21 protein-coding genes are annotated in these 25128 nt (G+C 62.8%); 4 read left to right on the top strand and 17 right to left on the bottom strand.

Annotated elements, in window-relative coordinates; genetic code table 11:
• Positions 1-271: 271 nt before the first annotated feature.
• Complete coding sequence (locus EB230_RS14835) at positions 272-3421, bottom strand: hypothetical protein (RefSeq protein ID WP_172372948.1); 3150 nt, start codon at positions 3419-3421, stop codon at positions 272-274.
• A 672-nt stretch (positions 3422-4093) separates the two neighbouring features.
• Between EB230_RS14835 and EB230_RS14830 the strand changes: the two genes are divergently transcribed.
• Entirely contained in the window at positions 4094-4753 is a 660-nt protein-coding gene (locus EB230_RS14830; RefSeq protein ID WP_056571274.1) for a response regulator transcription factor, read from the top strand.
• 48 nt (positions 4754-4801) lie between these two features.
• Here EB230_RS14830 and EB230_RS14825 read toward each other — a convergent pair whose 3' ends face one another.
• The 5 genes from EB230_RS14825 to EB230_RS14805 all read right to left on the bottom strand — a co-directional run bounded on the left by EB230_RS14825 (position 4802) and on the right by EB230_RS14805 (position 12054).
• Positions 4802-6295 carry an efflux transporter outer membrane subunit gene (locus tag EB230_RS14825; protein WP_172372946.1) on the bottom strand — a complete coding sequence of 498 codons (1494 nt, stop codon included), beginning with the start codon at positions 6293-6295 and terminating at the stop codon, positions 4802-4804.
• A gap of 10 nt (positions 6296-6305) precedes the next feature.
• Positions 6306-9473, bottom strand: coding sequence for an efflux RND transporter permease subunit (locus EB230_RS14820; RefSeq protein WP_172372944.1), 3168 nt, complete (start codon positions 9471-9473; stop codon positions 6306-6308).
• A 4-nt stretch (positions 9474-9477) separates the two neighbouring features.
• The gene (locus tag EB230_RS14815; RefSeq protein ID WP_172375086.1) at positions 9478-10752 is read right to left on the bottom strand and encodes an efflux RND transporter periplasmic adaptor subunit; all 1275 of its coding nucleotides are present in this window, start codon (positions 10750-10752) and stop codon (positions 9478-9480) included.
• Between the two features lie 263 nt (positions 10753-11015).
• Positions 11016-11222: a hypothetical protein gene (locus EB230_RS14810; protein ID WP_172372942.1), complete on the bottom strand. Its 207-nt coding sequence runs from the start codon at positions 11220-11222 to the stop codon at positions 11016-11018.
• A gap of 124 nt (positions 11223-11346) precedes the next feature.
• On the bottom strand, positions 11347-12054 hold the full coding sequence (locus EB230_RS14805) for a hypothetical protein (protein WP_172372940.1): 708 nt from the start codon (positions 12052-12054) through the stop codon (positions 11347-11349).
• A gap of 227 nt (positions 12055-12281) precedes the next feature.
• Between EB230_RS14805 and EB230_RS14800 the strand changes: the two genes are divergently transcribed.
• Together EB230_RS14800 and EB230_RS14795 are read left to right on the top strand one after the other, a co-directional pair.
• Complete coding sequence (locus EB230_RS14800) at positions 12282-13007, top strand: response regulator transcription factor (protein ID WP_056571264.1); 726 nt, start codon at positions 12282-12284, stop codon at positions 13005-13007.
• Positions 13004-14245, top strand: coding sequence for an ATP-binding protein (locus tag EB230_RS14795; protein WP_172372938.1), 1242 nt, complete (start codon positions 13004-13006; stop codon positions 14243-14245). The genes EB230_RS14800 and EB230_RS14795 overlap by 4 nt, the downstream gene beginning before the upstream one ends.
• A gap of 70 nt (positions 14246-14315) precedes the next feature.
• Here the strand turns inward: EB230_RS14795 and minE are convergent, their stop codons facing one another.
• From minE to minC, 3 genes are all read right to left on the bottom strand, one after another.
• Positions 14316-14588 (bottom strand): cell division topological specificity factor MinE, encoded by a 273-nt coding sequence (gene minE / locus EB230_RS14790; protein ID WP_056571260.1) that lies wholly within the window; start codon positions 14586-14588, stop codon positions 14316-14318.
• Positions 14585-15400 (bottom strand): septum site-determining protein MinD, encoded by an 816-nt coding sequence (minD, locus tag EB230_RS14785; RefSeq protein WP_056571258.1) that lies wholly within the window; start codon positions 15398-15400, stop codon positions 14585-14587. Before minD ends, minE begins: the two co-directional genes overlap by 4 nt.
• Before the next feature lie 77 nt (positions 15401-15477).
• Positions 15478-16320, bottom strand: coding sequence for a septum site-determining protein MinC (gene minC / locus EB230_RS14780; protein WP_172372936.1), 843 nt, complete (start codon positions 16318-16320; stop codon positions 15478-15480).
• 734 nt (positions 16321-17054) lie between these two features.
• Here minC and dsr1 point away from each other — a divergent pair.
• Positions 17055-20804: an anti-phage defense-associated sirtuin Dsr1 gene (gene dsr1, locus EB230_RS14775; RefSeq protein ID WP_172372934.1), complete on the top strand. Its 3750-nt coding sequence runs from the start codon at positions 17055-17057 to the stop codon at positions 20802-20804.
• A gap of 35 nt (positions 20805-20839) precedes the next feature.
• Here dsr1 and EB230_RS14770 read toward each other — a convergent pair whose 3' ends face one another.
• The 8 genes from EB230_RS14770 to EB230_RS14735 form a co-directional block, all read right to left on the bottom strand.
• On the bottom strand, positions 20840-20989 hold the full coding sequence (locus tag EB230_RS14770) for a hypothetical protein (RefSeq protein WP_172372932.1): 150 nt from the start codon (positions 20987-20989) through the stop codon (positions 20840-20842).
• A gap of 31 nt (positions 20990-21020) precedes the next feature.
• On the bottom strand, positions 21021-21344 hold the full coding sequence (locus tag EB230_RS14765) for a DUF2934 domain-containing protein (RefSeq protein WP_172372930.1): 324 nt from the start codon (positions 21342-21344) through the stop codon (positions 21021-21023).
• 189 nt (positions 21345-21533) lie between these two features.
• Positions 21534-21779 (bottom strand): hypothetical protein, encoded by a 246-nt coding sequence (locus tag EB230_RS14760; protein WP_172372928.1) that lies wholly within the window; start codon positions 21777-21779, stop codon positions 21534-21536.
• Between the two features lie 276 nt (positions 21780-22055).
• Positions 22056-22577: a DoxX family protein gene (locus EB230_RS14755; RefSeq protein WP_172372926.1), complete on the bottom strand. Its 522-nt coding sequence runs from the start codon at positions 22575-22577 to the stop codon at positions 22056-22058.
• Positions 22578-22831: 254 nt separating this feature from the next.
• Positions 22832-23311, bottom strand: a complete 480-nt coding sequence (locus EB230_RS14750) for a tetratricopeptide repeat protein (RefSeq protein WP_172372924.1) — start codon at positions 23309-23311, stop codon at positions 22832-22834.
• 30 nt (positions 23312-23341) lie between these two features.
• Positions 23342-24313 carry an MBL fold metallo-hydrolase gene (locus EB230_RS14745; protein ID WP_056571230.1) on the bottom strand — a complete coding sequence of 324 codons (972 nt, stop codon included), beginning with the start codon at positions 24311-24313 and terminating at the stop codon, positions 23342-23344.
• A 140-nt stretch (positions 24314-24453) separates the two neighbouring features.
• The gene (locus EB230_RS14740; protein WP_172372922.1) at positions 24454-24702 is read right to left on the bottom strand and encodes a DUF680 domain-containing protein; all 249 of its coding nucleotides are present in this window, start codon (positions 24700-24702) and stop codon (positions 24454-24456) included.
• A gap of 44 nt (positions 24703-24746) precedes the next feature.
• The gene (locus EB230_RS14735; RefSeq protein ID WP_172372920.1) at positions 24747-24983 is read right to left on the bottom strand and encodes a DUF680 domain-containing protein; all 237 of its coding nucleotides are present in this window, start codon (positions 24981-24983) and stop codon (positions 24747-24749) included.
• Positions 24984-25128: the final 145 nt, after the last annotated feature.

Raw genomic sequence — 25128 nt, 5'->3', positions numbered from 1 at the left:
TGCGTCCGGACCGGTTTCGGCGCGAAAGGGATTGCGTCTCCGAAACAGCACAAGCGCGCCGGATATCGCCAGCGCCAGACAGACCAACCAGATCCCCGCCGACGTTGTCAGCACGCCGCCGAGGGCAAGAAAAAGGGCGCAGGCGATCAGAACCAGACCCAAGGACCTGATCCTGGCCTGCGCCGAAGTGAAGATGGTGAAGCCCCTTTCCATGCCATTTCACGCGGGCGAAGCTACGGCAAACACCCGGCCGAAAGGCCGGACGCCGGCCTCAGGCGATGCCCGTGAGGCCCCCCACTTCGTGCAAGGTGAGCCAGAATTGATCGAGCGTGTTGGGATGCTCGTCGATGATGTTGGCCCCATCGAACCAGGCTACATGGCCGCCTGCCCCGGATGTCACCAATTGCCCCTGGTTGAACCACATCAGCGCGTTCTTCAGGCCCTCGCCATCGGCCTCCTTGCCGCCGTTCCAGTCGGTGATGCCGGAGCTCGGATCGGTGACGTCGACATACTTGGTCCAGGCCGTCGAGCTTGTCTTCAGCGCGGACCCTGCCAACCCCGTGCCAGCGGCGTTTCCATCAATAATCCCGTCACCTCCGTCGACATTGACGTTGAGTCCGGCCCATACCCCCTCGCCCTTCAGCCACATCATCGCCTCGGTGATCAAGTCGTTGGGCTGGGCAACGTGGTTGTCTATGTTGAGCTGAGCGGCGATCACCTGCTGCAGCATGATGACGCGCGCGTCACCGCCGGTCGAACTCGATTCTATGGCCTTGGCCAGGGAATTCGAAATCAGCAGGGTGTGTTCGCCGGCGTCGGCAACGCCGTTGCCATTGCTGTCGCCGAGCAGCAGGTTGCCGTCGTGGCGCGGGTTGATGTCCAGCCCCCAGATGACGCCACTGTTGAAAGCGCTCTTGGTGGGATTGCTTTCGTGGCCGGTGACACCATCCCACGCATCGGAATGGCTTCCCCAGAACCCTTGGGTCAGCGCCTTGTTCGAGAAGCCCTCATAGTCGCTGCTGTCGGTGGCGAGCGGCGTCAGCGAATGTCCGGCCGTGTCGACATAGGCATTGGTGGTGGCCGTTGCATTGTTGACGTAGCTGCCGAGTTGCGCTGTGCCGGTCGCCTTGAAATGCCAGGTTTCGTTGGTGTCGAGCAGGCCGTTGTGGTTGATGTCGCCGGTGTTGAAGCCGCCGCTGGTTATCGCCGTGGCATTGAAATCATCACCAGTGCCGACCGTGCCATTGTCGTCCTTGACGACGACGTTGGCGAGCGCGACGTTGCCGTCGTTCTTGACATCGTAGGTCCAGGTCACAGCCTGGCCTTGGAAGATGTTAAGGCCGTGGTCGACGCCGTTGGTCTTCTTGTCCAGCGTGATATGCGGATCAGCGCCGAAATAGCTGGAGCCGTCGGTGGCGCTAGGTGTGGCGACATGACTGGCATCGTCAGTAAAGGAGCCCGTGGCCGTGCCGACATTGCTGTAGTTGCCTTTTTCGGCAACGCCGGTGCCGGTGAAGGTCCAGGTCTCGGTGAGGTCGAGCTTGCCGTCATGGTTGGTGTCGCCGACATTAAAGCCGCCGCTGAGATCCGGCGTGACGGTGACGCCTTGATTGTCGGTCACGTTGACGCCCGAAAGCGCGACGTTGCCCACATTGGTGACCGTGTATTTCCAGGAGATCGCCTCGCCGGCCAGGATGTTGAGGCCGTCGCCCGATGTCGTACCGTCAACCGTCACCTTGTCGATGGCGATCTCGGGATCAGCGCCGAAATAGCTGGAGCCGTCGGTGGCGCTAGGTGTGGCGACATGACTGGCATCGTCAGTAAAGGAGCCCGTGGCCGTGCCGACATTGCTGTAGTTGCCTTTTTCGGCAACGCCGGTGCCGGTGAAGGTCCAGGTCTCGGTGAGGTCGAGCTTGCCGTCATGGTTGGTGTCGCCGACATTAAAGCCGCCACTGAGATCCGGCGTGACGGTGACGCCCTGATTGTCGGTCACGTTGACGTCCGAAAGCGCGACGTTGCCCACATTGGTGACCGTGTATTTCCAGGAGATCGCCTCGCCGGCCAGGATGTTGAGGCCGTCACCGGATGTCGTACCGTCAACCGTCACCTTGTCGATGGCGATCTCGGGATCAGCGCCGAAATAGCTGGAGCCGTCGGTGGCGCTAGGAGTGGCGACGTGACTGGCATCGTCAGTAAAGGAGCCCGTGGCCGTGCCGACATTGCTGTAGTTGCCTTTTTCGGCAACGCCGGTGCCGGTGAAGGTCCAGGTCTCGGTGAGGTCGAGCTTACCGTCATGGTTGGTGTCGCCGACATTAAAGCCGCCACTGAGATCCGGCGTGACGGTGACGCCCTGATTGTCGGTCACGTTGACGCCCGAAAGCGCGACGTTGCCCACATTGGTGACCGTGTATTTCCAGGAGATCGCCTCGCCGGCCAGGATGTTGAGGCCGTCGCCCGATGTCGTACCGTCGACCGTCACCTTGTCGATGGCGATCTCGGGATCAGCGCCGAAATAGCTGGAACCGTCGTCGCTGGTAACGGTAGCCGCACCGGCTGAAGCGGAAACGTGGCCGACATTGGCATAGTCGCCTTTGACGGCCGTGCCGCTGCCGGTGAAGCTCCAGGTCTCGGTGGTGTCGAGCAGGTTGTTGTGATTGATGTCGCCGACGTTGAAGCCGCCACTGAGAACCGCCGTCACGACAACACCCTGGTTGTCGGTGACCGTGACGTCCGACAATGCGACGTTGCCGGTGTTGCTCACCGTATATTGCCAGCTGATCGTATCACCGGCGAGCACGTTCAAGCCATCGCCCGTTGCCGCGCCGTCGACCGTCACCTTGTCGATGCCGATTCCAGGCGTATCCGTGCCGGTGCCGGGGGTCGTAAGGGTGCGCCACTCCTCGAAGCCGCCATTGGCTCCGGAGAAGCTTGAAAACAGCGTCACATAGGATCCGGGAGAGACGCCGGCCGCCGTAAAGTCGCTGACCGGGACGAGCACACGGTAGTCGTCCGTTCCCGAGCCATGGTTGGAATCGATCAGCAACTGGTCGGCGCTCAGGTGGAAGACGGAGGTGAATCCGGCGAAGCCTGCATTGTAGTCGGTGAGGGTCGCTCCGGCGTTGGAGATGTAGATATCCAGGCCGGTCATCGTGATGTCGGCGTTTACGGCGTTGTTGCTTTCGTTGAGGTCGAGCCGGAACTCGAGATAGTCGACGCCGCCGACATTGATCGATTGGATGTTGCCGTATTGCAGGTCGTGGGTGAAGGACGCCTTGTTATCGAGGACGTTGCCGTTCTGGTCGGTGTTAAAGCCCTCCTCGATACCTGTCGCCTGCAGCCGCAGGAAGGAATCGTAGTTGCCGGTTCCCGACCCCTCGGTCGTTGCCTCGAGAAGGACACCGGAGCCCAGATCTGTTGCCATTATCGTTTCCTCCACATTGTCGTCCGGTCAGCGGCCAGGCCGCTTCCGTCTATCCAGTTTGCGAGCTCCGGACGCCCGGCTCCCGCGGAACGCGGCGTATCGGTGAGCGACCGTTTCGCGAAAAGAAGGTGGGTGAATTTGGACAAAAGTACCGAGGCGACGGCGAAGTCTGAACTCGCTTCGCCAGCTGTTTCTGCGACATGACGGAACACAAGTGCCTTCGAACCGCCTGCCACGCCCACGCCCCACGCCCAAACTCACGCGGTCGATGTCGACCGGCAGAGCCTTAATATTCCCCTAACCATATTGCGCAGGTTGCAATGGATGCGTCTATATAACCGAGGTTATAGGCGCGAACGAAAATTCAATATCGTTAAATACCACGAACGTTGGAGTAAAGACCTGCAACATTAGCCGATTTGTATGAAAATTTGTCGGCTTTCACTCTCACCGACGAGGCCGCTGGAGTCAGGCCCGTGATCTCATCAAGTCACGGACGGGCAATGGCGCCCCGGAACCGACCTGTTTTCATTTCGGCACCGGGCGCCTTGGTGCCGACAGCGTATCGACATTGATTTAGTAATTGCTAATTCTTTCCGAAAACACGATGCTGTCGGGATGGGTCATCGCATAGGGTGTGCGAGCCTGACCGGGTTGGAGCGCGGCTGAAAGATGGTCACTTCTGTGTTCATTGTCGACGACCATCCGCTGCTCCTGCACGGCCTGGAAGACCTGATTGCCCGAGACCCCGGCTATACGGTCGTCGGATCCGCGCTGGATGGCAGGAGCGCACTGACCAGGATCAGGCAAGACCTGCCCGACGTCGCGGTGATCGACCTGAACATGCCGGGCTTCAGCGGACTCGACGTTGCCGTTGAACTCGGCAAGGAAACGCCGGGCACGCGATGTGTGATGCTGACGGCCGGCGCGTCACAAGGCCAGCTCTACGACATCGTCATGGCCGGCGTCGCCGGGATCGTGCTGAAGGAGTCCGCCATCGGGACGCTGCTGAGATGCATTCGGCAGGTCGCCGCCGGCGGCCACTGGCTGCCTGCCGAAATTGTCGGCGAAGCCCTTGAAATCGAGGCGTCCCGCCGGATCAGATGGCGGAGCCTGTCGTCACGCCTGACCAGGCGGGAGATGGAGATCGCCCGGCTCGTTGCCGGGGACAAGCCTTACGAGCGGATCGCGCTCGACATCGGCATCTCGAAAGGCACGCTGAAGATCCATATGAACAACATATATCGCAAATTGGAAGTTGCCTCGCGAGGCCAGCTTGTGCAGCTCGCCGCCGGCCAGGTCGGACTGGATGCCGGCATCGGGCGCGAATGAGGCCGCCAGCGTATAGGCCGCCCTCGCCTCCAGGACAGGCGCAACTGGTCACGGTGCCGTCATCGTCGACGCCAGTCTTGGCCCGGTCCTGACGTCGACGATCTCGGGCTTCGCGCTGTCGACCGCGCCGTCCCAGCCGCCGCCGAGCGCCTTGTTGAGGGCGATGTAGTTGGTCGCCAGAAGGACGCGGCTCTGCAGCAGGGAATCCTCGGCCGTGTAAAGCGAGCGCTGGGCGTCGAGCACATCGAGCAGGCTGGTCTCGCCGGCCTTGTAGAGCATGCCTTCGAGGCTCGCCGCCTCGCCATAGGATTTCGCCGACGAGGCAAGCTTGCCGATCCGGATGCGCTCCTGCGCCATCAGCACCAGCGCATTCTCGACATCCTCGAGCGCGGTCAGCACCGAGGCGCGATAGGCGATGAAATACTGGTCGCGCTGCGCGCGGGCGACATCGGCGGCGGCCTGCAGCTGGCCGGCATTGAACAGCGGCACGCTGAGCGAAGGCCCGAACGACCAGCCGATCGACGAATTCTTGCCGAGATCGCCGAGATTGAGGGCCGCCGTGCTGATGTTCCCCGTCAGGCTGACCGAAGGGTAGCGCGCCGCCTCGGCCTGGCCGACCTTGGCGGTGTATTGCGCGTATTGCCGCTCGGCCATGCGCACGTCCGGCCGCGACAAAAGGATGTCGGCGGGAATGCCGGTCGGCATCGGCAGGCGCGGCGACGGGATCGGCTTGCCGCGCTTCAGTCGCTCGCTGAGCGCGGCCGGCGGCCGGCCGGTGAGCACCGACAGGCGATGCACCGCCTCGGCATAGCTTGCTTCCAGCGTCGGCACCGCGGCCTCGGTGCTCGCCGCCTGCCCCATCGCCTTGGCGACGTCTGCCGCTGTCGCCGACCCTGCCAGCGCCATGGTGCGGGTGAGTTCGGCGGTCTGCCGCTGCGAGGTGGCCGAACGCCGGGCGAGCGCGATGCGGGCCTGGTAGCCGCGCGCCTGGGTGTAATAGGACGCGACATCGCCGACCAGCGTCAGCAATGTCGCGCGCAATTCCTCTTGCGCCGCGTCCACGCCGTAGCGCGCGGCATCGACGCCCCTGCGGTTGGCGCCGAACAGGTCGAGCTCCCAGCTGGCGTCGAAACCGGCCTGGTATTCGCTGTAGATCGAATTGGTCCCCGCCGTGGTCTCTGACGACTTGTCGCGCGTCACCGAGCCGGAGCCATCCACGGACGGCAGCAGCGTGCCGGCGCTCTGGCGATAGCTGGCACGCGCCTCGCGGATCTTGGCCTTGGCGGTGGCGACGTCGAGGTTGCCAGCGACGGCTTCCGCGACCAGCGTGTTGAGCTGCGGATCGTGCAAGCGCTGCCACCATTGCGACAGCTGCGCCGGCTGGGCGGATTTCGTCGGCTTCTCACCGCTCCAGTTCGCCGGCATCGGCAGGATCGGCGTCCGGTAATCCGGCCCGACGACGCATCCGGCAAGCAAAACAGCCGTGATCATGGGCGCAATGAGCCGCCCTGCGGCCACCGGGCCACGTTCCAAACCTGTCATGGGAAGTTCCTTACTGCTGGTTGGCCGTCGCCGGCTTCTCGTCCGTGCCTTGCCCGAGATCCGGGCCGGTATCCTGTTTGGCCACCTTGCCCTTGAAGATGCGCCGCACCGTGACGAACAGCAGCGGCACCAGGAACACGCCGATCACCGTCGCCGCGATCATGCCGCCCATCACGCCGATGCCGACCGAGTTCTGCGCGCCAGAGCCGGCACCGCTGGCGATCGCGAGCGGCGTGACGCCGAGGATGAAGGCCAGCGACGTCATCAGGATCGGCCGCAATCGTTGTCGCGCCGCTTCCAGCGTCGCCTCGACCAACCCCATGCCGGCCGCCTGCCGCTCGATGGCGAACTCGACGATCAGGATGGCGTTCTTGGCGGCCAGGCCGATCGTGGTCAGCAGGCCGACCTTGAAATAGACGTCGTTGGTCTGGCCGAAAAGCGTTGCCGCCGCGAGCGCGCCGAAAATGCCGATCGGCACCGACAGCATGACCGCGAACGGGATCGACCAGCTCTCATAAAGTGCCGCCAGGCACAGGAACACGACCAGCGCCGAAATCGCATAGAGCGACAGCGCCTGGTTGCCTGAAAGCCGTTCCTGATGCGACAGACCGGTCCATTCGTGGGAATATCCGGGCGGCAGTTGCGCCACCAGCCGGTCGATCTCGTCCATCGCCGCACCGGAGCTCACGCCGGCCGCCGCCGCGCCCTGGATCTCGACCGCCGCCGAGCCATTGTAGCGTTCCAGCCGCGGCGAACCGAACGTCCAGTGGCTGGAGGCGAAGGCCGAGAACGGCACCATGGCGCCGCTGGCATTGCGCACCTGCCATTTGTCCAGGTCTTCCGGCTGCATGCGGAAGTTCGCGTCCGACTGCATATAGACCGGCTTCACCCGCCCGCGGTCGATGAAGTCGTTGACGTAATCGCTGCCCCAGGCGCTCGACAGCGTGTTGTTGATGTCGGCGAGGCTGACGCCGAGCGCGCTGGCCTTCTCCTGGTCGATATCGATCGAGAATTGCGGCTGGTCCTCCTGGCCGTTGGGCCTGGTGTTGGCGAGCAGCTTGCTCTGCGCGGCAAGACCCAGCAGCTGGTTGCGCGTCTGGATCAGCGCGTCATGGCCGGCGCCGTTGACGTCCTGCAGGTAGAAGTCGAAGCCGTTGGTGTTGCCGAAGCCCTGGATGGCAGGCGGGGCAAGCGCGAAGACCTGCGCGTCCCTGATCCCTCGGAAGGCGCCCATGGCGCGCCCGGCAACCGCTTGCGCCGACAAGGCCGGCGATTTGCGCAGGCTGAAATCCTTCATCGGCACGAAAGCGATGCCGACATTCTGCCCGGCGCCGCCGAACCCGAAGCCGGAGGCCGTAAAGACGCCCTGGACAGCGTCCTTTTCCTGCTTGAGATAGTGGTCGGTCACCTCGGCCAGGACACGCTCGGTCCGGTCCTGCGTCGCGCCGACCGGCAGCGACACGCTGGTGATCAGGATGCCCTGGTCCTCTTCCGGCAGGAACGAGCTCGGCAGCCGGGCAAACATCCAGCCCATGGCGACGACGATGGCAAGGAACACGGCGAGAAAGCGCCAGGACCGGTTGATGATTCCATGCGAACCGTCGCGATAGGCTGTGGTGCCGCGATCGAAGACACGGTTGAACCAGCCGAACGGGCCGGTCTGCGTTGCATGGTCCTTGGGCCGCTTCAGGATCGTGGCGCAGAGCGCCGGCGTCAGCACCAGCGCGACCAGCACCGACAGCACCATGGCCGAGACGATGGTGACCGAGAACTGCCGGTAGATGATGCCGGTCGAGCCGCCGAAGAAGGCCATCGGCACGAACACCGCCGACAGCACGGTGGCAATGCCGACCAGCGCGCCGGTGATCTCGTTCATCGATTTTCGCGTCGCCTCTTTCGGCGACAGATCTTCCTCCGCCATCACGCGCTCGACATTCTCGACCACGACGATGGCGTCGTCGACCAGCAGGCCGATGGCCAGCACCATGGCGAACATGGTCAGCGTGTTGACCGAATAGCCGAACAGCGACAGCACGCCGAACGTGCCGAGCAGCACCACCGGCACGGCGATGGTCGGGATGATGGTGGCCCGCAGATTCTGCAGGAAGATGAACATCACCAGGAACACCAGTACGATCGCCTCGGCCAGCGTCTTGACCACCTCCTCGATCGACAGCCGCACGAAGGGCGAGGTGTCGTAGGGGTAGACGACCTCGACGCCTTGCGGGAAAGTCGAGCTCAGCCGGTTGATCGTCGCGCGCACCGCTTCCGCCGTGCTGATGGCGTTGGCGCCGGTTGCGAGGTTGACGGCGACGCCGGCCGCCGGCTGGCCATTGTATCTGGCTTGCGTCGTATAGCTCTCGGCGCCGAGCTCCACCGTGGCGACGTCGTTGAGGCGAACCAGCGAACCGTCGGTCTGGCTCTTCAGGATGATGTTGCGGAACTGTTCGGCGGTCTGCAGCCGGCTCTTGGCCGTCACCGTGGCGTTGAGCTGCTGGCCCTTGCGTTGCGGCATGCCGCCGAGCTGGCCGGCCGAGACCTGCGTGTTCTGCGCCTGGATCGCCGCAGCCACGTCGCTCGGCATCAGCGTATATTTGGCGAGCTTGTCGGGATCGAGCCAGATGCGCATGGCATAGCTGGAGCCGAACAGCTGCGTCGAGCCGACGCCTTCGACGCGCTTCAGCGTGTCGTTGATGGTCGAGTCGACATAGTCGGCAAGATCGGTCGAGTTCATCTTGCCGTCGCTGGAGACGAAGCCGATGACCATCAGGAAGCCGGTCGAGGATTTGGACACGGTGATGCCGTTGCTCTGCACCACCTGCGGCAGCTGCGACTGCACCAGCTGCAGCTTGTTCTGCGTCTGCACCTGGGCGGTGTCGGGATCGGCCGCGCTGGTGAAGGTCAGCGTGATCGTGGCCTGGCCGGTCGAGGTCGAGGTCGCCGTCATGTAGTCGAGATTGTCGATGCCGGTCATGCCTTGCTCGATGACCTTGGTCACCGAGTTCTCGACCGTTTGCGCGTCGGCGCCCGGATAGGTGGCGCTGATGTTGACCGTGGTCGGCGCGATCTGCGGATATTGCGAGATCGGCAGCGTGGTGAGCGCGAGCAGGCCGCCCAGCATGATCACGATGGCGATCACCCAGGCGAAGATCGGCCGGTTGATGAAGAATGCTGACATCGCCTCAGTTCCCGGTCGACTGGCTGCTATCGGCCATCTTGGACGTGGAGGATGTGGCCGAAGAGGTCTGCGCCCGGTCCTTGACCTCGCCGGTCATCTCGTCGATCGTCACCTCGACGCCCGTCGCGTCGCCGCCGGGCCGCACCAGTTGCAGGCCCTCGACGATGACACGGTCGCCGTCGCCGACGCCCGAATCCACCAGCCAGTTGTTGCCGACGCTGTTGCGCACGGCGAGCACACGCGTCTCGACCTTGCCCTGCGCGTTGATGACCAAGGCGGTCGCCTCGCCCTTGGTGTTGCGGGTGACGCCCCGCTGCGGCACCAGGAAACTGTTCTGGGCGACGCCCTCTTCGACCAGCGCGCGCACATACATGCCCGGCAGAAGCAGGCGGTCGGGATTGGGGAACTCGGCCCGCAGCGCAAAGGTCCCGGTGGTCTGGTCGACATTGGCGCCGGCGAATTCCAGCTTGCCGGTCTGGTTGTAGATGGTTCCGTTCTCGAGCTTCAGCTTGACGCTGACATTGGGGCCGCTGAACTTCAGCCGGCCCTCATTGATGGCCTGGCGCAGGTTGAGCAGATTGGTGCTCGACTGCGTGACGTCGACATTGATCGGATCGAGCGAACGGATGGTGGTGAGCAAGGTGTCCTGATTGGCGGTGACCAGGGCGCCCGGCGTCAGCGACGACTTGTCGATGCGGCCGGCGATCGGCGCGGTGATCTTGGTGTAGTCGAGATTGATGCGCGCGGTTTCGACGCTGGCCTTGGCGGACGCCACATCCGCATTGGCCTGGGCCAGCGTTGCGGCGGCATCGTCATAATCCTGTTTGGAAACAACGTTCTGCTTCAGCAAGCCGGCATAGCGGTCGAACTTGGCCTGCGCCGTCGGCACCGCCGCTTCGGCCTTCTGCTGGGCCGCCTGCGCGCTGTCATAGGCGGCCTGGTAGCTCGCCGGATCGATGAGGTAGAGCGGTTGCCCGACCACCACCTCGCTGCCCTCCTTGAACAGGCGCGCCTGGATGATGCCGTTGACCTGCGGGCGCACATCGGCGGTGAGCGAGGCTGAAGTGCGTCCCGGCAGTTCGGCTGTTATCGCCACCGACTGCGGATGCAGCGTGACGACCCCGACTTCCGGCTTGGCGACCCCGCCCATGCCGGCGGGAGTCTTGCTCTGCTCCTGCGAACAGGCCGCCAGAAGAACCGTGGCGGCGAGCGCTGCCGCCCAGGGCGCGAGCCGGCGTGGATGGACCGACACGACGGATTGGCTAGGCGTGAAAGGCATGGCCTGGATCTTTCCCTGGAGTTGCGGCGGCCTGGCACCGGAAGCGAGGCCAGGCAGGATCGATGAAATACGCTCGACGGCGATCGGTATCGTGAAAACGGGCCGCGCCCATGCGAGGGCGGCGTCGAGCAGTGCCTCGAAGCGGCTCATGTCGCGCTCCTTCTCCGCGGCCAGATCGAACCCGACGATCGAGTTCCGGGCCGCGATGCCCATCGCGCTCATTTATGCCGATTGGCGGTTGCATGCCAAGCCTTGCCTGCATCCTATGCGGTCTTGCGGTCATGATGATCGTGGAGCTGCCGCGAAACCGGCAGCGACAGGCGCCAGGCGGCAAAATGCAAGCGGATCGCACCCTGCGGCGCGTCGACCGGCGGCACCGTCGGCTTGGCGGCATGGCCGGCGCGCTGGCCGGGCGAGCCGATCGGCCTGACCGACGCGATCAGCCGCAGCATCATCAGGGCTTCCCACATTGCCGAGCTTCCATTGTGCGTGATTTGAAGGGTGGGATGGCTGGATATGTCAGCCATCCCACGGGACCGGCCGGCCCGAGAACGGGTTGGGCGCCGGGCCGGCCGGCGCAGCCGGCTGGAGTGATCAGCCGTTCCCGGGCTGGGGTGGCGGAAGCTGCCCGCCCTGGTCGGGCGGACCTCCAGGCGCGGCTGCATCATTCGGCGGGCCGCCCCAGGGGCCGGGGGGTGGTCCGTGAGGGCGTTCCGCCGAAGCGAGGATTTCGAGCTGTTCGGGAGTAAGCTTGGCGCGCAGCACGGCGATCGCATCCTTGAGCTTGGCGGCCGAAGCCGCGCGCGCCGTGATGTCGTCGGCCAGCCTTTCCTGGAAGGCGAAGGCATCGGGCTTGCCGCCCGGAGCCGCATCAGGCCCCTTTGCCTCGGGACCGCCAGTGCCGCCGGGACCGCGATCAGGCCGGGGCGGCGAAAGCACCGCCTGCAGCGCGCTGGTGTAGTCGCGCCAGGCGTCGAGCTGCTCGCTGCGGATGCCGACGCGCGTCTCGAGCGCCGCCAGCCTGGCGGCCAGCATGAATTCCGGCGGCGGTCCCATGCGGCGGGGACCAAAGCCTTCCGGGCCAACGCCTTGCGGGCCCCAGCCTGGCGGACCCCAGCCTGGCGGACCATGCCGCATCGGGCCATGCGGGCCAAAACCCTGCGGTCCGGGCATCCGGCCGTCCTGCATGGCCATGGCGGGCGGCGGCTCGCCCGGAGCGGGGCCGGCATCGGGCTGCGCCGCCAGCGCGGGATGAATCGCGGCGACGGAAAACAGGCCGAGCGCAAGAAGTCTGCTTCGCATGATTGGTGTTCCTTTCTCTCATGCATCGGACGGCCATGAGGATAGGAAGCCTGTTTGTCCGCTTCGCGTCGGCATGTTGCCGAAGGTTTCCGCAAAGGGGCAATTTGTTTCCGAATGTTTCCCGACCCCGGCCAGAAACATTGCGTTGCAATTTTCCATGCCGCCGGCGCGCGCTCTCCCTATAATCAGCTTCAAGCCCCCTACAATCACGGGCAAGGGCACGCCTCATGCAGTCACAACCCCATATCCTCGTCGTGGACGACGACCGCGAGATCAGGACGCTTCTCGGCCGCTACCTCGACGGCCAGGGCTTTCGCGTCTCGGTGGCGGCCGACCGGCGCGAATGCGAGCAGAAGCTGGCCTCCGGCCAGTTCGACCTCGTCGTGCTCGACGTCATGCTGCCGGACGGGTCGGGCCTCGACGTCTGCCGGAGCTTGCGGGACCGCAAGCCGCACGTCCCGGTCATCCTGCTGACGGCGCTGAAGGAGGATGTCGACCGCATCATCGGGCTGGAGCTCGGCGCCGACGACTATCTCGGCAAGCCCTTCAACCCGCGCGAGCTCACCGCCCGCATCCGCGCCGTGCTGCGGCGCGCGGTTCCCGAGGACGCGCCCGCTCCCCGCGCCCGCGTCTACCGCTTCGCCAGCTACAGGCTGGAGCCCGACACCCGCAAGGTGACGGACATGCAAGGCGCGAGCATCGATCTCACCGGCGCCGAGTTCGACCTTTTGCAGGTGTTCCTCGACCGGCCCGGACGGCTGCTGTCGCGCGACCAGCTGCTTGATCTCACGCAGGGCCGCGAGCGCGACCCGCTCGAACGCTCGGTCGACGTGCTGATGAGCCGGCTGCGCCGCAAATTCGCCGACACCGGCGACGGGCCGCTGTTCAAGACCGTGCGCAATGGCGGCTACCAGCTCACCGCCCGTGTCGAGACGGTGGAGGTCCCGGCGTGAACTCGCTGCGCCGCCGCCTCATCGTCTTGCTGGTCGCCTCGATCGTCGGCGTCGTCGGCCTGGCGACGGCCGCCATCCTCAGCGTGCGCGGCGGCGGGCCGCCGCCGGAGCTGACCGTGCCCTGGATCGCCCAGCAGATGGAACTGGTGGTCCGGCTGCTGCCGGGCCCGATACCGGACGTGCTGCGGGTGCAATTCACGGACCATCCGGCCGGCGGCAAGATCGCCAGCACGGAAACGGCGATGCTCAACCACATCCTGCAACGCCGCGGCCTCGACCTGCAGGCCATCGTCAGCGAAAAAGGAGAGGAACCCGGCCAGGTCGCGTCGGTGCGATTGCCCGACAGCCGCTGGGCGATCATGGATGTGCCGCATCTCAAGCCGCCGGGCCGCGAATGGCTGGTTCTGGCCGGCTGGATCTCGCTGATCGTGGTCGGCGCCACCGCTGTCTCGGTGTACTTCACCTCGGTGCTGATCCGGCCGCTGGAAATGCTGGAGGCCGCCGTCTCCAAGATCGGCAGCGATGGCGTGTTGGCGGCGGTGCCGGAAGTGGGCTCGGCCGAGGTCAAGGCGACCGCGCATGCGCTGAACCAGCTGTCGTCGCGGCTCAGGACCGCCATGGAAAGCCGCATGCGGCTGGTCGCCGCCGCCGGCCATGATCTGCGCACGCCGATGACGCGCATGCGGCTGCGCGCCGAATTCCTCGACGAGGACCGCGACAAATGGCTTCACGACCTCGACGAGCTGGACCGCATCGCCGACAGCGCCATCCGCCTGGTGCGCGAGGAGGTGAACCAGGATGCGGTCGAGCCGTTGGACCTGCGCAAGATGGTGGAGGATATCGAAGCCGAGATGGTGTCGCTCGGCCATGCCGTCTCGATCGGCCACCTCGACAAGGTTTCGGTGCGCGCCGGCGCGCTCGGCCTGCGCCGCGCGCTGCGCAACCTGATCGTCAACGCCGCCACCCATGGCAAGGCCTGCGGCATCAACCTCGCGCTCGCCGACAGGCGCGCCGTGCTGACCATTTCCGACAACGGCCCGGGCATTCCGCCCGACCTCATCAACAAGGCCTTCGAGCCCTTCTTCCGGGTCGACCCCGGCCGCCAGCAATTCATTCCGGGCGCCGGGCTGGGCCTGGCCATCGCCAAGGAGATCATCGAGCGCTATGGCGGGACGGTGACGCTGGAGAACCGCGAAGGCGGCGGGCTGGCGCAGACGGTGGTGTTCAAGGCTGTGTGAGGGGTACGGCGCGGCCCCCACCCCGATCCGCTTGCGGATCGACCCTCCCCACAAGGGGGAGGGTGAAAAGTCATCCCGCGATCGCCATCGGCACAGCGCTCTTGTTGGGGATCTGGATATCGATCTCCAGCGTCGACATGGTCTCGCCGCGGTCCATCGAGACCTGCAGGTAGTCCTGGTCGATCTGCACGTGCTTGGCGATGACGGCCATGATCTCCTCGCGCAGGATGGAGACGAGGTCGGGCTGGCTGCGGTTGCGGCGCTCATAGGCGAGCAGCACCTGCAGCCGCTCGCGCGCCACCGGCGCGCTGGAGCGCCGACGGAAAAGGTCGAACACGTTCATGCCGCCCTCCTTCCCAACAGCCGGTCGAGGAAGCCTTTGCGTTCGAAGGGAACGACGACCGGCAGGTCCTCGCCTTCCAGCCGCCTTGCGGCGTCGAGATATGCCTTGGCCGCGGTGTTGAGCGGCTCAGACAGCGTCACCGGCGCGCCGAGGTTGGAGGCGCGCAGCACATCCTGGCTTTCGGGGATGATGCCGAGCAGCGGCACCGAGAGGATTTCCAGCACATCGTCGATGCTGAGCATTTCGCCGCGCGCGGCGCGCGCCGCGTCGTAGCGGGTGACCAGCACGTGCTTGGCGATCTGCTCGCCCTGTTCGGCGCGCATGGTGCGGGCGTCGAGCAGGCCGATGATGCGGTCGGAATCGCGCACCGACGACACTTCCGGATTGGTGACGATGACCGCCTCGTCGGCAAAGCGCATGGCGAGCTGCGCGCCGCGCTCGATGCCGGCCGGGCTGTCGCAGAACACGTAGTCGAACACCGAGCGCAGCTTGTCGATGACTTCGCCGACGCCCTCTTCCGTCAGCGCGTCCTTGTCGCGCGTCTGCGAGGCCGGCAGCAGGAACAGCGTCTCGACCCGCTTGTCGCGGATCAGCGCCTGCGACAGCTTCGCGGTGCCCTGGATGACGTTGACGAGGTCGAACACGACGCGGCGTTCGGCGCCCATGATCAGGTCGAGATTCCTGAGGCCGACGTCGAAATCGACGAGCGCCACCTTCTTGCCGGTCTTGGCCACGGCGGCACCGAGCGCCGCCGTCGAGGTGGTCTTGCCGACGCCCCCCTTGCCCGAAGTGACCACCACTACCTTGCCCATGAAAAATGCCTCCGTTGTTTTTCTCTGTTATTTCCGTCGGCCCGCCGGCTTGCCATCTCGGCCGCCTTGCGCACCAGTCAGCTCAGTGTCTCGACGCGCAGCTTGTCGCCGTCGAGGAAGGCCTGCACCGGCTTGCCGCGCGAAACCCCTTCCATCTCCTCGGCGGTGATGTACCAGCCGTCGACGGACAGAAGCTCGGCCTCGTTGCGGCGGCAGAAGATGCGCGCGCTCGTGTTGCCCAGCGCGCCCGCCGAAGCGCGCCCGCGCAGCGTGCCGTAGACATGGATCGAGCCGGCGGCGACGATCTCCGAACCGGACGCGACCGAGCCCAGCACGATGACATCGCCATGCGGATGCATGATCGCCTGGCCGGACCGGATCGGCGCCTTGATCATCAGCGTGCCCGAATCATAGTGCGAAACCTGCGGTTCGCTCTCGCCCGCCTTGCTTGCGCCAGCCTTGCCCTCGCCACTCTTGCCGCTATCGGCCTTGCCGTTCTCCGCCCTGCCCTTGCCGGCGCCGCCTTCAGGCGGCTCGGCCTTGTCGGAAACCTCCGCCCTCGCTTTGTCGGCACCCTTGCGGCCAGGCAGCAGCCCATCCGTCGTCGCCTCCTTGGCGCCGACCAGCAAAGGCGGCAGGTCGGGCCCGAGCGAGGCCCCTTCGAGCTCGATGGCATAGATGCGGATGCCCCGCGTCCCAAGCTCCGCCACCAGAGCCGCGATCTCGCTCGGCTGCGGCTTCAAGACGTTCAGGTCCAGCAGCACCGGCCGCCCGGCAAAATAGCCCGGCGAATTGCCAATCCAGTGATCCAGCCCCTGCAGCCACTCCGCCATGGGCGCTTCCGGGGTCAATGTGAAAGCGACGAAGGAACGGGCACGAAAGCGAATGGATTTAGCCTCGAGGGGAGCGGCAAAGGTCACGGCTGGCGAATCCTTACTGAGAGGTAAACGCTAGCGAGAGAATGGTTAACGAATGGTTAACGAGGGGGTGGTGATGGACCGTCGGAATTAAGGTTCCTGACAGCCCACCGACCTTGCAGCGAGTGAGCCGGTTGCGCATTCGGCAACCTCAAGCCACTGCCATAAAAACCGTAAGTGCGACGAATGGCCGGCGCCTGCTGTCAAAAATAGTCGTGTGTAACGCGCTGCCCAATACTTGTGCAAATTCATGCACCACGTAATGGTGTCGACGGGTGGATTTATTGAAAAGTGGGGGAGTAGTGAAACGCGCTGTTTTGACAATATCGGTGTTGGCCGGCCTAGCAGGCTGCGCCACGCCGCCGGAGAGGATTTCGGGAATTCCAAATTCCGGACCCTGCACACAGGCTGACAGGGAGCGCCTAGCCGTCATTTCCAACCAGCAGAACAAGGCTGCGAGCGGAGATGCATTGGGAGTGTTTCTGATTGGTGTGCCGGTGGCGTCGATGTCGGGAGGCGATCACGAGGCCGAGATTGCCATCCTTAAGGGGCGCTGCGGGGCGCCGAGGACATAGATTAATGCCCTCGAATCGTAGACCGCTATACGGGTAATTTGAGTGCGTTACGGCTCGGTTGCATAGCCGATGAACTGCCGATCGCGCTAACCCAGATACTGCGCAAGTCGTCGGACCGATCTTATTTCGACGAAACGGTATTTGAAACGAGACTCAGATCTTATGCAATTCATCAAGAATGGTCCGGACATCCCAGAACGATTGCTTCAACTGCACGAAGAAGGGCGCGTCGTATTCTTTTGCGGAGCGGGAATATCGTACCCAGCTGGGCTGCCTGGGTTTGGCGGATTAGTTGATAAACTCTACTCTGGGCTAGGTGCAACCCCGACTCCTGTAGAAAATGTCGCCAAAAAAACAGGATTACACGACGCGACTATCGGACTCTTGGAAGGCCGAATTACCGGAGGCCGGGCGGCGGTAAGAAGGGAACTGGTTGCTGTCTTAACACCAAATTTGGCTTTACCGCGAGCAACACAATCTCATGATGCGCTGATCGTTTTGAGTCAAAACCGAAAGGGGCAACTCCGATTGGTGACAACCAATTTTGACCGCATTTTCGAGGCCGTGGCGGCCAAACAAAATCTTGATATCTCAAAATTTCAGGCCCCTTTGCTTCCTGTTCCGAAGAATCGCTGGAGCGGCCTTGTCTATCTTCATGGCTTGCTACCCGAATCCCCGACCGATGACGATCTAAACCGACTGGTCGTAGCAAGCGGCGACTTTGGCCTTGCTTACTTGACAGAGCGCTGGGGGGCGCGTTTCGTAAGTGAATTGTTTCGCACCTATACTGTCTGCTTTGTCGGATACAGTATCAACGACCCCGTTATGCGCTACATGATGGATGCGCTAGCCGCTGACAGATTGATGGGCGAAGCTCCCGCAGAGGCGTTTGCATTCGGCAGTTATGCAAAGGGTAAGGAGACTGTAGCTGCACAAGAATGGGGAGCTAAGAAGGTAACGCCAATTCTATATCCAGAGTTTCGGCGGCACTTCTATCTTCATGAAACTCTGCGCGTTTGGGCTGACACCTACAGAGACGGTGTTAGAGGTAAAGAAGCAATCGTTGCTCGATATGGGGCCATCAGGCCGACCGGGAGCACAAAGCAAGACGATTTTGTTCGCCGGATGTTATGGGCATTAAGTGATAGCACCGGGCTTCCAGCAAAACGTTTTGCTGACTTCGATCCCGTCCCCTCTCTGGATTGGCTCGAATCCTTAACTGAAAGGCGCTTTGGACATCAAGATCTTCCACGTTTTGGAATTCAGGCCAACCAAGATGAAGATAAGAAGCTTTCGTTCAGCATCTTGGACAGGCCGACTTCTTATACTCACGCACCATGGATGAACCCCGTTCAGCGAGCCTTTGGAAGCCTCGGCAACTGGGATAATGTGATGGAGCAAATCGCCCATTGGCTGGCGAGACACGCTAACGATCCAAAACTACTGTTATGGGTCGCAGCAAGGGGCGGCAAACTGCATCCAAGCTTTGAGTTCTACCTGACGCGGGAATTTGAGAAGAATCCTCCCACTGCAGCGGTTCGGAAACTGTGGAGTTTGGTGCTCGCAGGGCGTCTGAAATCCGGGGCACGATCGCACGATCTCTACTCGTGGCAACAGAACTTCATTCGCCATGGCTTCTCACCCACCATGGGGGTTCAGCTTCGAGCCGCGCTAACGCCGTACGTCAATCTAAGTGGGCCTTTTCTTGAATTCGATAACGAAGACGAGCAGAGATCGAGTCCCGAGGAATCTCGCTCAATCTCAGACTTGGTGCGCTGGGAAATAGTCCTCGCGGCCGATCACGTTCATTCTGTTCTAAACAGTCTTCGTCAGAAATCGGAGTGGTCGGCTACACTACCGCAACTACTGTCCGATGCCACGACATTGCTCCGAGATGCCTTCGATTTGATGAACGAGTTGGACGGAGCTGACGACCACTATGACAGTTCCTACATCCATCAGCCGTCAATTAGTAATCATCTGCAAAATACGGATTTCAATGACTGGACGGCATTAATCGAACTTGCGCGCGATGCATGGCTGGCCACCGCGAAGGTAAGCCCAGAAGCAGCTAGGGCCGAGCTAGGTAGATGGCTGACCATTCGATATCCTGTCTTTCGCCGTCTCGCGTTCTTTGCGGCTACCCATGAACCCAATCTAGTTTCAGCCGATGAAGCACTTTCGTGGCTGCTGGCAGACAACCAATGGTGGCTTTGGACGGCTGAGACACAGCGCGAAACGATGCGACTTCTCATTTCTTTACCGCCGCGCCTAACGTCACCGCAGAACGAACTACTGCAAGCAGCCATCCTACAAGGGCCTCCTCGCAATATGTTGCGCGACGACCTCGACGAGGAAACTCTGCAGCGGGCTATCGACAGAAAGGTTTGGCTAGCTCTAGAGAAAATACAATCATCCGACGCCGGTCTGACTGCCGAAGCAACCAACCGCCTTCAGGTTCTTCGCAGCACGTACCCGGACTGGCAATTGGCCTCGGACGATCGAGACGAGTTTCCCTATTGGATGAGCAGCGGCGAAGAGTGGCGGACATACCGCCCCACCCCCAAGCTTCGCAGGGACTTGGAAACTTGGCTACGTGACTACCCATCAGTTGATGATCTTCATGAGTCTGACAACTGGTCAGAGCGTTGCGCGAAGGATTTTTCGCGTACAGCAACCGCCCTGCTAAGCCTTGCCAAGCAATCGATTTGGCCCGTTGATCGTTGGCGTCAAGCCTTACAGGCATGGTCCAATCAGGACATAATCGCTCGATCATGGAGGTACGTCGCCTGTACAATAGCTTCCATGCCAGGGGCCGAATTAACAAAGCTAGCGCGGCCCGTGGCGTGGTGGCTAGAAGAATCTGCAAAAGCACTTACGCAAAATGAGAAGTTATTCTTCGATTTGGTCGGAAGAATAGTAAGCATATATCAAATTGATATACTTGAAAAACAAGATGATCCCATTGGTCGCGCATTCAATCACCCGGTCGGACTTGCCACGAATGCGATCTTGCGCTGGTGGTTCAGACAGAATATCGAAGATGGCCAAGGATTGCGGCGCGAAATGATACCGCTTTTTGAATTGATTTGCGATCCCAATGCTCCAAGTTTGCATTATGGCAGGATCATACTCGCCGGCAGCGCGATAGCTCTTTACCGTGTGGATCCTGATTGGACTAAGGAACATCTCGCTCCTTATTTCCGATGGCAAGATCCCAAAGCTTACGCATTAGGTATTTGGCAGAATTTTCTACGTTCGCCACGATTACATTGGCCACTTTTAGATACACTAAAGAGCGATTTTCTTTTGACCGCACAGCACTACGACGATCTGGGGAAAACATACGCACGGCAGTATGCAGCCTTTCTAACTTATGCAGCTCTTGAGTCAGGCGGGACGTTCACAATCCACGATTTCAAAGGAGCGACGGAGGCTCTGCCGCTATCGGCGCTGCCCGAAGTAGCAGAGACATTGTTTCGAGCTTTGGAAGGTGCGGGGGAAAAACGGATAGAATTCTTCCGGAATCGCGTCAAACCCTATATGAAACGCATATGGCCAAACACATTGCACGCGAAAACTCCTGCAGTCTCGGCGAATTTTGCCAAACTCTGTTCGGTTTCCGGTGATGCCTTTCCTGAAGCTTTGATTCAGTTTCGAGATTGGCTCCAGCCCATAGACGATATTAGTTATACTATTCATCTACTGCGGCAGGAGGGTTTGTGCACCCAACACCCCAACGATGCCCTAACTCTTATTGATCTGATTACCCCTGCAAACGTTCAATGGCTGTCAGAGGATTTTAAGGACTGCCTCATGGAAATTCGAACCGCGAATCCGGAACTTGAGTGGGATGTTCGTTTTCAGCGCCTAGTGACGTTGTTGCGGCAGAGAAACCAGTCATGGCCCTGAAACTAATCTATGGCTTAACGGCAGAAATGCACCCCTCACCGCCGCTTGAAATACTGCACCTCCTTCTCATGCTTCTCCGCCGCTTCCCGCGTCTCGAACGTGCCCAGGTTTCGCCGTTTCCCGGTCTTCTCGTCCTTCTTGCGGGAATAAAGCCGGTATTTGCCGTCCTTGAGTTTGCGGATCATCTCGCTCTCCCCGGTTAGGATTTGGCCTCGCTCAGGATTTCCGTCTCGCCTTCAGGCCGCGCGCGGCCTGTTCGATCGCGGCGCGGTCGGTGCCCAGGCGGTCGATCAGGTCCTGCGCCTCGTCGCCCGACAGGCCGGTGCGCATGGCGAGTTGCTCGACCTCCAGCACGTCGGTGCTGGCGATTTCGCGGGTTTGCGGCAGCGCGTCGTCGGCTGTCAGCGGCAGGGCGGCTTCCCTGTCGATCTCCATTTCGGCCTGGTGCCAGTGCCGCTCGTGGTCGCCATGGGCGCCGCCTTCGCGTTGCCAGATGGCGTAGGCGCGGTCTCGGATCTTGTCGGTGCGGTCGTCGGTCATCGTCGTTCTCCCTTGGTGTTCGGGAGGAACGCCGCGCCTGCGCGAACGATCCAAAAATTTTGCGTGATCGCTGGCCGGGATGGAAATTGCTGGACGGCCGGGATGAAGCCAGGCGCCGGGCGCAAAAATGATCCAGGCGGCGGGGCAAGCCCGCCGCCTGGATGCCGGCCGTCGTGGACGGCCTTGGTGTCAGTGGCCCCAGATGCCCTGGCCGGAATCGGCCGGCATGTCGAGGCGCGGCTGCCCCGACGCCGCGCTGTCGGTGATGCTGTGGGTGACGCGCGGGTCGACCGCCTTGGCGCCGGACATCATCGCATGGGTGGCCGGGTAGCCGCCGGCGGCGGGGACGAAGTCCGAGCCGAAATGGTCGCTGCCGGCAAAGGCCATGCCGGAGACGAACAACAGTGAGGCAGTGGTCAATACAATCTTCTTCATTTCAGTTTTCCATCTTCTTGAAGTTGACATCTGGCCCCGACGCGCCGCCCGCCCGCGTTTCATGGGACCGTGTTTGCTGCTCCTCAGGCGAAACCGGGCAACCGCCACCCTCACGGCGTTCTTGCGATGTCCGGCTGTCAGCGCACGACCGTGTCGGTTCGTTGTTGCGCTGTTGGCCGCTTCAATAAGGGCCTGGTGTTTGTGCGGGCGTGGTAGGCGGCGTGGTAAAACCCGCCGCCTGAGTGGAATTTTGCGTGGAATGCGGCCCCGCGTGCCTCAAACCGGCAACCGCACCTCCAGGGAGAACTGGTTCTCCACGGCCAGCAATGCCCTGACCATTTCCTTGTCGCGCCGGCGCTTTTGCAGATAGCGGGCCAGCAGCCAGTCCAGCGAGAGCGTGCCGGCGCCGACGGCGGCCAGCACGAACATGCCGCCCGATATGGCCAGGTCCTTTTCGAAATGCAGCAGCTCGTTCTGGTTGGCGAAGTTGACGTGGAACAGCAAGGCCGTGGACAGGCAGAACAGGCCGAGCCCGATGCCGCCCAGCCGCGTCAGCAGGCCTGTCGCCACCGAGAGCCCCGCCCCCAGTTGCAGCGCGATGGTGGCGACGAACAGCGGCAGCCCGACGCCTTGCGCGGCCATCGCCTTGGCGGCGCCGTCGAAATGGGTGGCCAGCGTCACGCCCTCATGCAGGAAGATGAAGGACATGAGCAGGCGGCCGGCAAGCAGGGTCACGTCCCTGATGTGGTATTTCGTGGCGAGGCCGGTGAGCTTCGCGGCGATGTCATTGGGTGTCATGATCAGCCTCCAGATTTTGGGCAAAGGCAAGCAGCCCGCCGCGGGACGCGCGAGAACGGCGCCTGCCGGATGTGATGTTCGAAAAGGCCGGAGCCGGCTCGAGGGAGAGGCGCCGGCTCCGGCAAGGGGCGCCAGCCACGAGCGCCCGAACTGGTGGTGGGGGACTGGAGCGGTCAGTCCCGGTCCCCCACTCCGGCCGCATCGCGGCCACCTTTCCCCCGCCCCCGCGGAGGGAAAGGAAATGGGTCGCGGTCTTACTGCGTCACCTTGGTGTCGATGGCCTTTTGCAGGTCGGAAAGCTCGTCGCAGCCGGCGGGGCAGAGTTTCTGCAGCGAGGCCAGCTGCTCCTTGGCCTTGGCCATGTCGCCGGTCTCGACATAGAGCTCGCCCAGATATTCGCGGGCGGCCTTGTGGTCGGGCTTCAGCTCCAGCGCCTTGTTGTAATAGGTGAGCGCGGTGGCGGTGTCGCCAGTCTTGCGCAGCGTGAAGCCGAGCAGATTGTAGACGTCGGCCTGCTGGTTGTCCTGCGCGAGGTCGCGCAGCTCGGCCAGCGCGCCCTTGTAGTCCTTGGCGGCGATCTTGGCCTGGACGGCGGTCAGGTCGGGCGCGTCGGCGCCCTCGATGTCGTCGACCGCATAGGCCGGCATGATCGTCGCGACGGGAACCACGGTCAGCACGGCAATGGCGCCGAGCAGGCCGTAGAGGGCGTGCTTGCCCAGATAGGATTGTTTCATTGTCTTTCTCGCTTGGTTTGGGTTGCCCGTTCAAATTTGAACGGGTGTGAAGCCGTAGGCGCTGCCGTCCTTGACGAAGACGCCGGTGCCGGGGAACGGGAAGTGCGAACCGGAAATGCGGATGTTGTCCGCGATCACCCGGTCGATGATCTTGTGGCGCGTGGTAATGGCGGTGGGCCCGTCCTGGTCGTAGCTGCCCTGCCATTCCGGATGCGGCGCCAGAAGGGCCGGCACATACATGGTGTCGGCCGAGATCATCAGCTGCTCCTTGCCGGAATTGGCGAGGTAGACGGAATGTCCCGGCGTGTGGCCGGGTGCTGCGATGATCTGGATGCCGGGCGCCACTTCCGCGCCGTCCTGGACCAGCTTCCAGTTCTTCCATTTCGGGAAGTTTTCGGCGATGCGCTTGCCCGCCGGCTTGCGGCCCTCGGGCAGCTTGGCCAGCCGGCTCGGATCGGTCCACCAATTGTATTCGGTGGCGTTGACGATCAGCTCGGCATTGGGGAACACCGGCGTGTTGGTGCCCTTCTCCATCAGGCCCCAGACATGGTCGGGGTGGAAATGCGAGATCATGATGGTGTCGATCGCCTTGTAGTCGATGCCGGCGGCGGCCATGTTGGCCGGCAGATGCGTGGCATTGGCCTGCCACTGGCCAACGCCCGAGCCGGCATCCATCATGATCAGCTTGCCGCCCATCTTGAGCACGACGACGGTGAGCGGGATGGGCATGAAGTCGGTGGTCAGCCCCGCCTTGGCAAGCGCCGCCTTGGTCTCGTCGACCGAGACATCCTTGATGAAGGCCGGGTCGTGCGGCTTCTTCCAGATGCCGTCATAGATGGCGGTCACCTCGATATCGCCGACCGTGTATTTGTAGAAGCCGATGGTCGGCTCGACCAGCAGTTCCGCGAAAGCGGGACGTGTGAACTCGAGCTTGCCTGCAAGGCCGAAAGCGGCGGCGGCGGCGGCGGATTGAAGCACTGTGCGGCGTGTCATGCTGAACATGGTGGTCTCCTGTGGGTTGCGGTGGCTGCAAAAGTCGGAAGGCGAGAAACTCCGGGGTGACGGAGGGCCACGCCACATGGCCCTCCGTCCTGAGTGCGGACCGGGTCGGGACCTCGAGGAGGGGGGCCCGACCCCTGAACTCAGTTGCCCGGCACAGGCGGGCCGACGAATTCGCCCGCATCAGTCTGGGAAGCGGCCTGGCTGGGAGCGGTCGTCACCGTGGTGTCGACCTTGTTCTGGCGCGCCTTGTAGGGGATCGAGGCGGTGGCGTTGCTGTCGACGGCGGCAAGCGGCTGGTTTGCCGTGTCGGCATTGAAATGGTCGCTGCCGGCAAAGGCGCTGGTGGTGGCCACCAGAATGGCCGCGGCGGTAAGAGCGAGGTTTTTCATGTCGATGATACCTGTTTGTTGAGGCACGGGTTGAAGGCCAGCGCCTATCGGCCCCAGAGGCTGTCGCGATCGTGCCGGGCGACGATGTCCTGAACCGAGGTCTGGTCCTGTTCGGTCCTGAGCTGTGCATCGGCGCCGTTCCGGGGTGCCGTGTCGGAGATCGAGGCCGTGACAGCGGTGTCGACGGAAGGCTGGTTGCCGCCTTCGAAATGATCGCTGCCGGCAAAGGCGGCATTCGAGGCAAGCAACATCGCGGCCACGCTGAGAGCGAGCTTGGTCATTTCCAGAAATCCTTGTTTCGTTTCTTCGGGTCGCGGGCCGTATTGGCCCCGCTGCAGTGAAGACCCGGCGGGGCGGTGCTTTATTCCCGGCGACGGCGAGATTTTTTTGAAAGGGAGGATTTCAGGGCGCGCGGCCACGCCAGGC

The organism is Mesorhizobium sp. NZP2234, assembly GCF_013170765.1.
Classification (GTDB): domain Bacteria; phylum Pseudomonadota; class Alphaproteobacteria; order Rhizobiales; family Rhizobiaceae; genus Mesorhizobium; species Mesorhizobium loti_D.
This window is presented reverse-complemented; position numbering and strand designations above follow the sequence as displayed.

Coding starts and splice junctions, on each gene's coding strand:
- EB230_RS14830 (WP_056571274.1), top strand. CDS start 4,094: ATGGTCACTTCTGTGTTCATTGTCGACGACCATCCGCTGCTCCTGCAC.
- minE (WP_056571260.1), bottom strand. CDS start 14,588: ATGAACGTGTTCGACCTTTTCCGTCGGCGCTCCAGCGCGCCGGTGGCG.
- EB230_RS14750 (WP_172372924.1), bottom strand. CDS start 23,311: ATGAAACAATCCTATCTGGGCAAGCACGCCCTCTACGGCCTGCTCGGC.
- EB230_RS14765 (WP_172372930.1), bottom strand. CDS start 21,344: ATGACCGACGACCGCACCGACAAGATCCGAGACCGCGCCTACGCCATC.
- EB230_RS14760 (WP_172372928.1), bottom strand. CDS start 21,779: ATGAAGAAGATTGTATTGACCACTGCCTCACTGTTGTTCGTCTCCGGC.
- EB230_RS14825 (WP_172372946.1), bottom strand. CDS start 6,295: ATGACAGGTTTGGAACGTGGCCCGGTGGCCGCAGGGCGGCTCATTGCG.
- EB230_RS14800 (WP_056571264.1), top strand. CDS start 12,282: ATGCAGTCACAACCCCATATCCTCGTCGTGGACGACGACCGCGAGATC.
- EB230_RS14815 (WP_172375086.1), bottom strand. CDS start 10,752: ATGCCTTTCACGCCTAGCCAATCCGTCGTGTCGGTCCATCCACGCCGG.
- minD (WP_056571258.1), bottom strand. CDS start 15,400: ATGGGCAAGGTAGTGGTGGTCACTTCGGGCAAGGGGGGCGTCGGCAAG.
- EB230_RS14805 (WP_172372940.1), bottom strand. CDS start 12,054: ATGCGAAGCAGACTTCTTGCGCTCGGCCTGTTTTCCGTCGCCGCGATT.
- EB230_RS14755 (WP_172372926.1), bottom strand. CDS start 22,577: ATGACACCCAATGACATCGCCGCGAAGCTCACCGGCCTCGCCACGAAA.
- EB230_RS14735 (WP_172372920.1), bottom strand. CDS start 24,983: ATGACCAAGCTCGCTCTCAGCGTGGCCGCGATGTTGCTTGCCTCGAAT.
- EB230_RS14835 (WP_172372948.1), bottom strand. CDS start 3,421: ATGGCAACAGATCTGGGCTCCGGTGTCCTTCTCGAGGCAACGACCGAG.
- EB230_RS14820 (WP_172372944.1), bottom strand. CDS start 9,473: ATGTCAGCATTCTTCATCAACCGGCCGATCTTCGCCTGGGTGATCGCC.
- EB230_RS14770 (WP_172372932.1), bottom strand. CDS start 20,989: ATGATCCGCAAACTCAAGGACGGCAAATACCGGCTTTATTCCCGCAAG.
- EB230_RS14810 (WP_172372942.1), bottom strand. CDS start 11,222: ATGTGGGAAGCCCTGATGATGCTGCGGCTGATCGCGTCGGTCAGGCCG.
- dsr1 (WP_172372934.1), top strand. CDS start 17,055: ATGCAATTCATCAAGAATGGTCCGGACATCCCAGAACGATTGCTTCAA.
- EB230_RS14745 (WP_056571230.1), bottom strand. CDS start 24,313: ATGTTCAGCATGACACGCCGCACAGTGCTTCAATCCGCCGCCGCCGCC.
- EB230_RS14740 (WP_172372922.1), bottom strand. CDS start 24,702: ATGAAAAACCTCGCTCTTACCGCCGCGGCCATTCTGGTGGCCACCACC.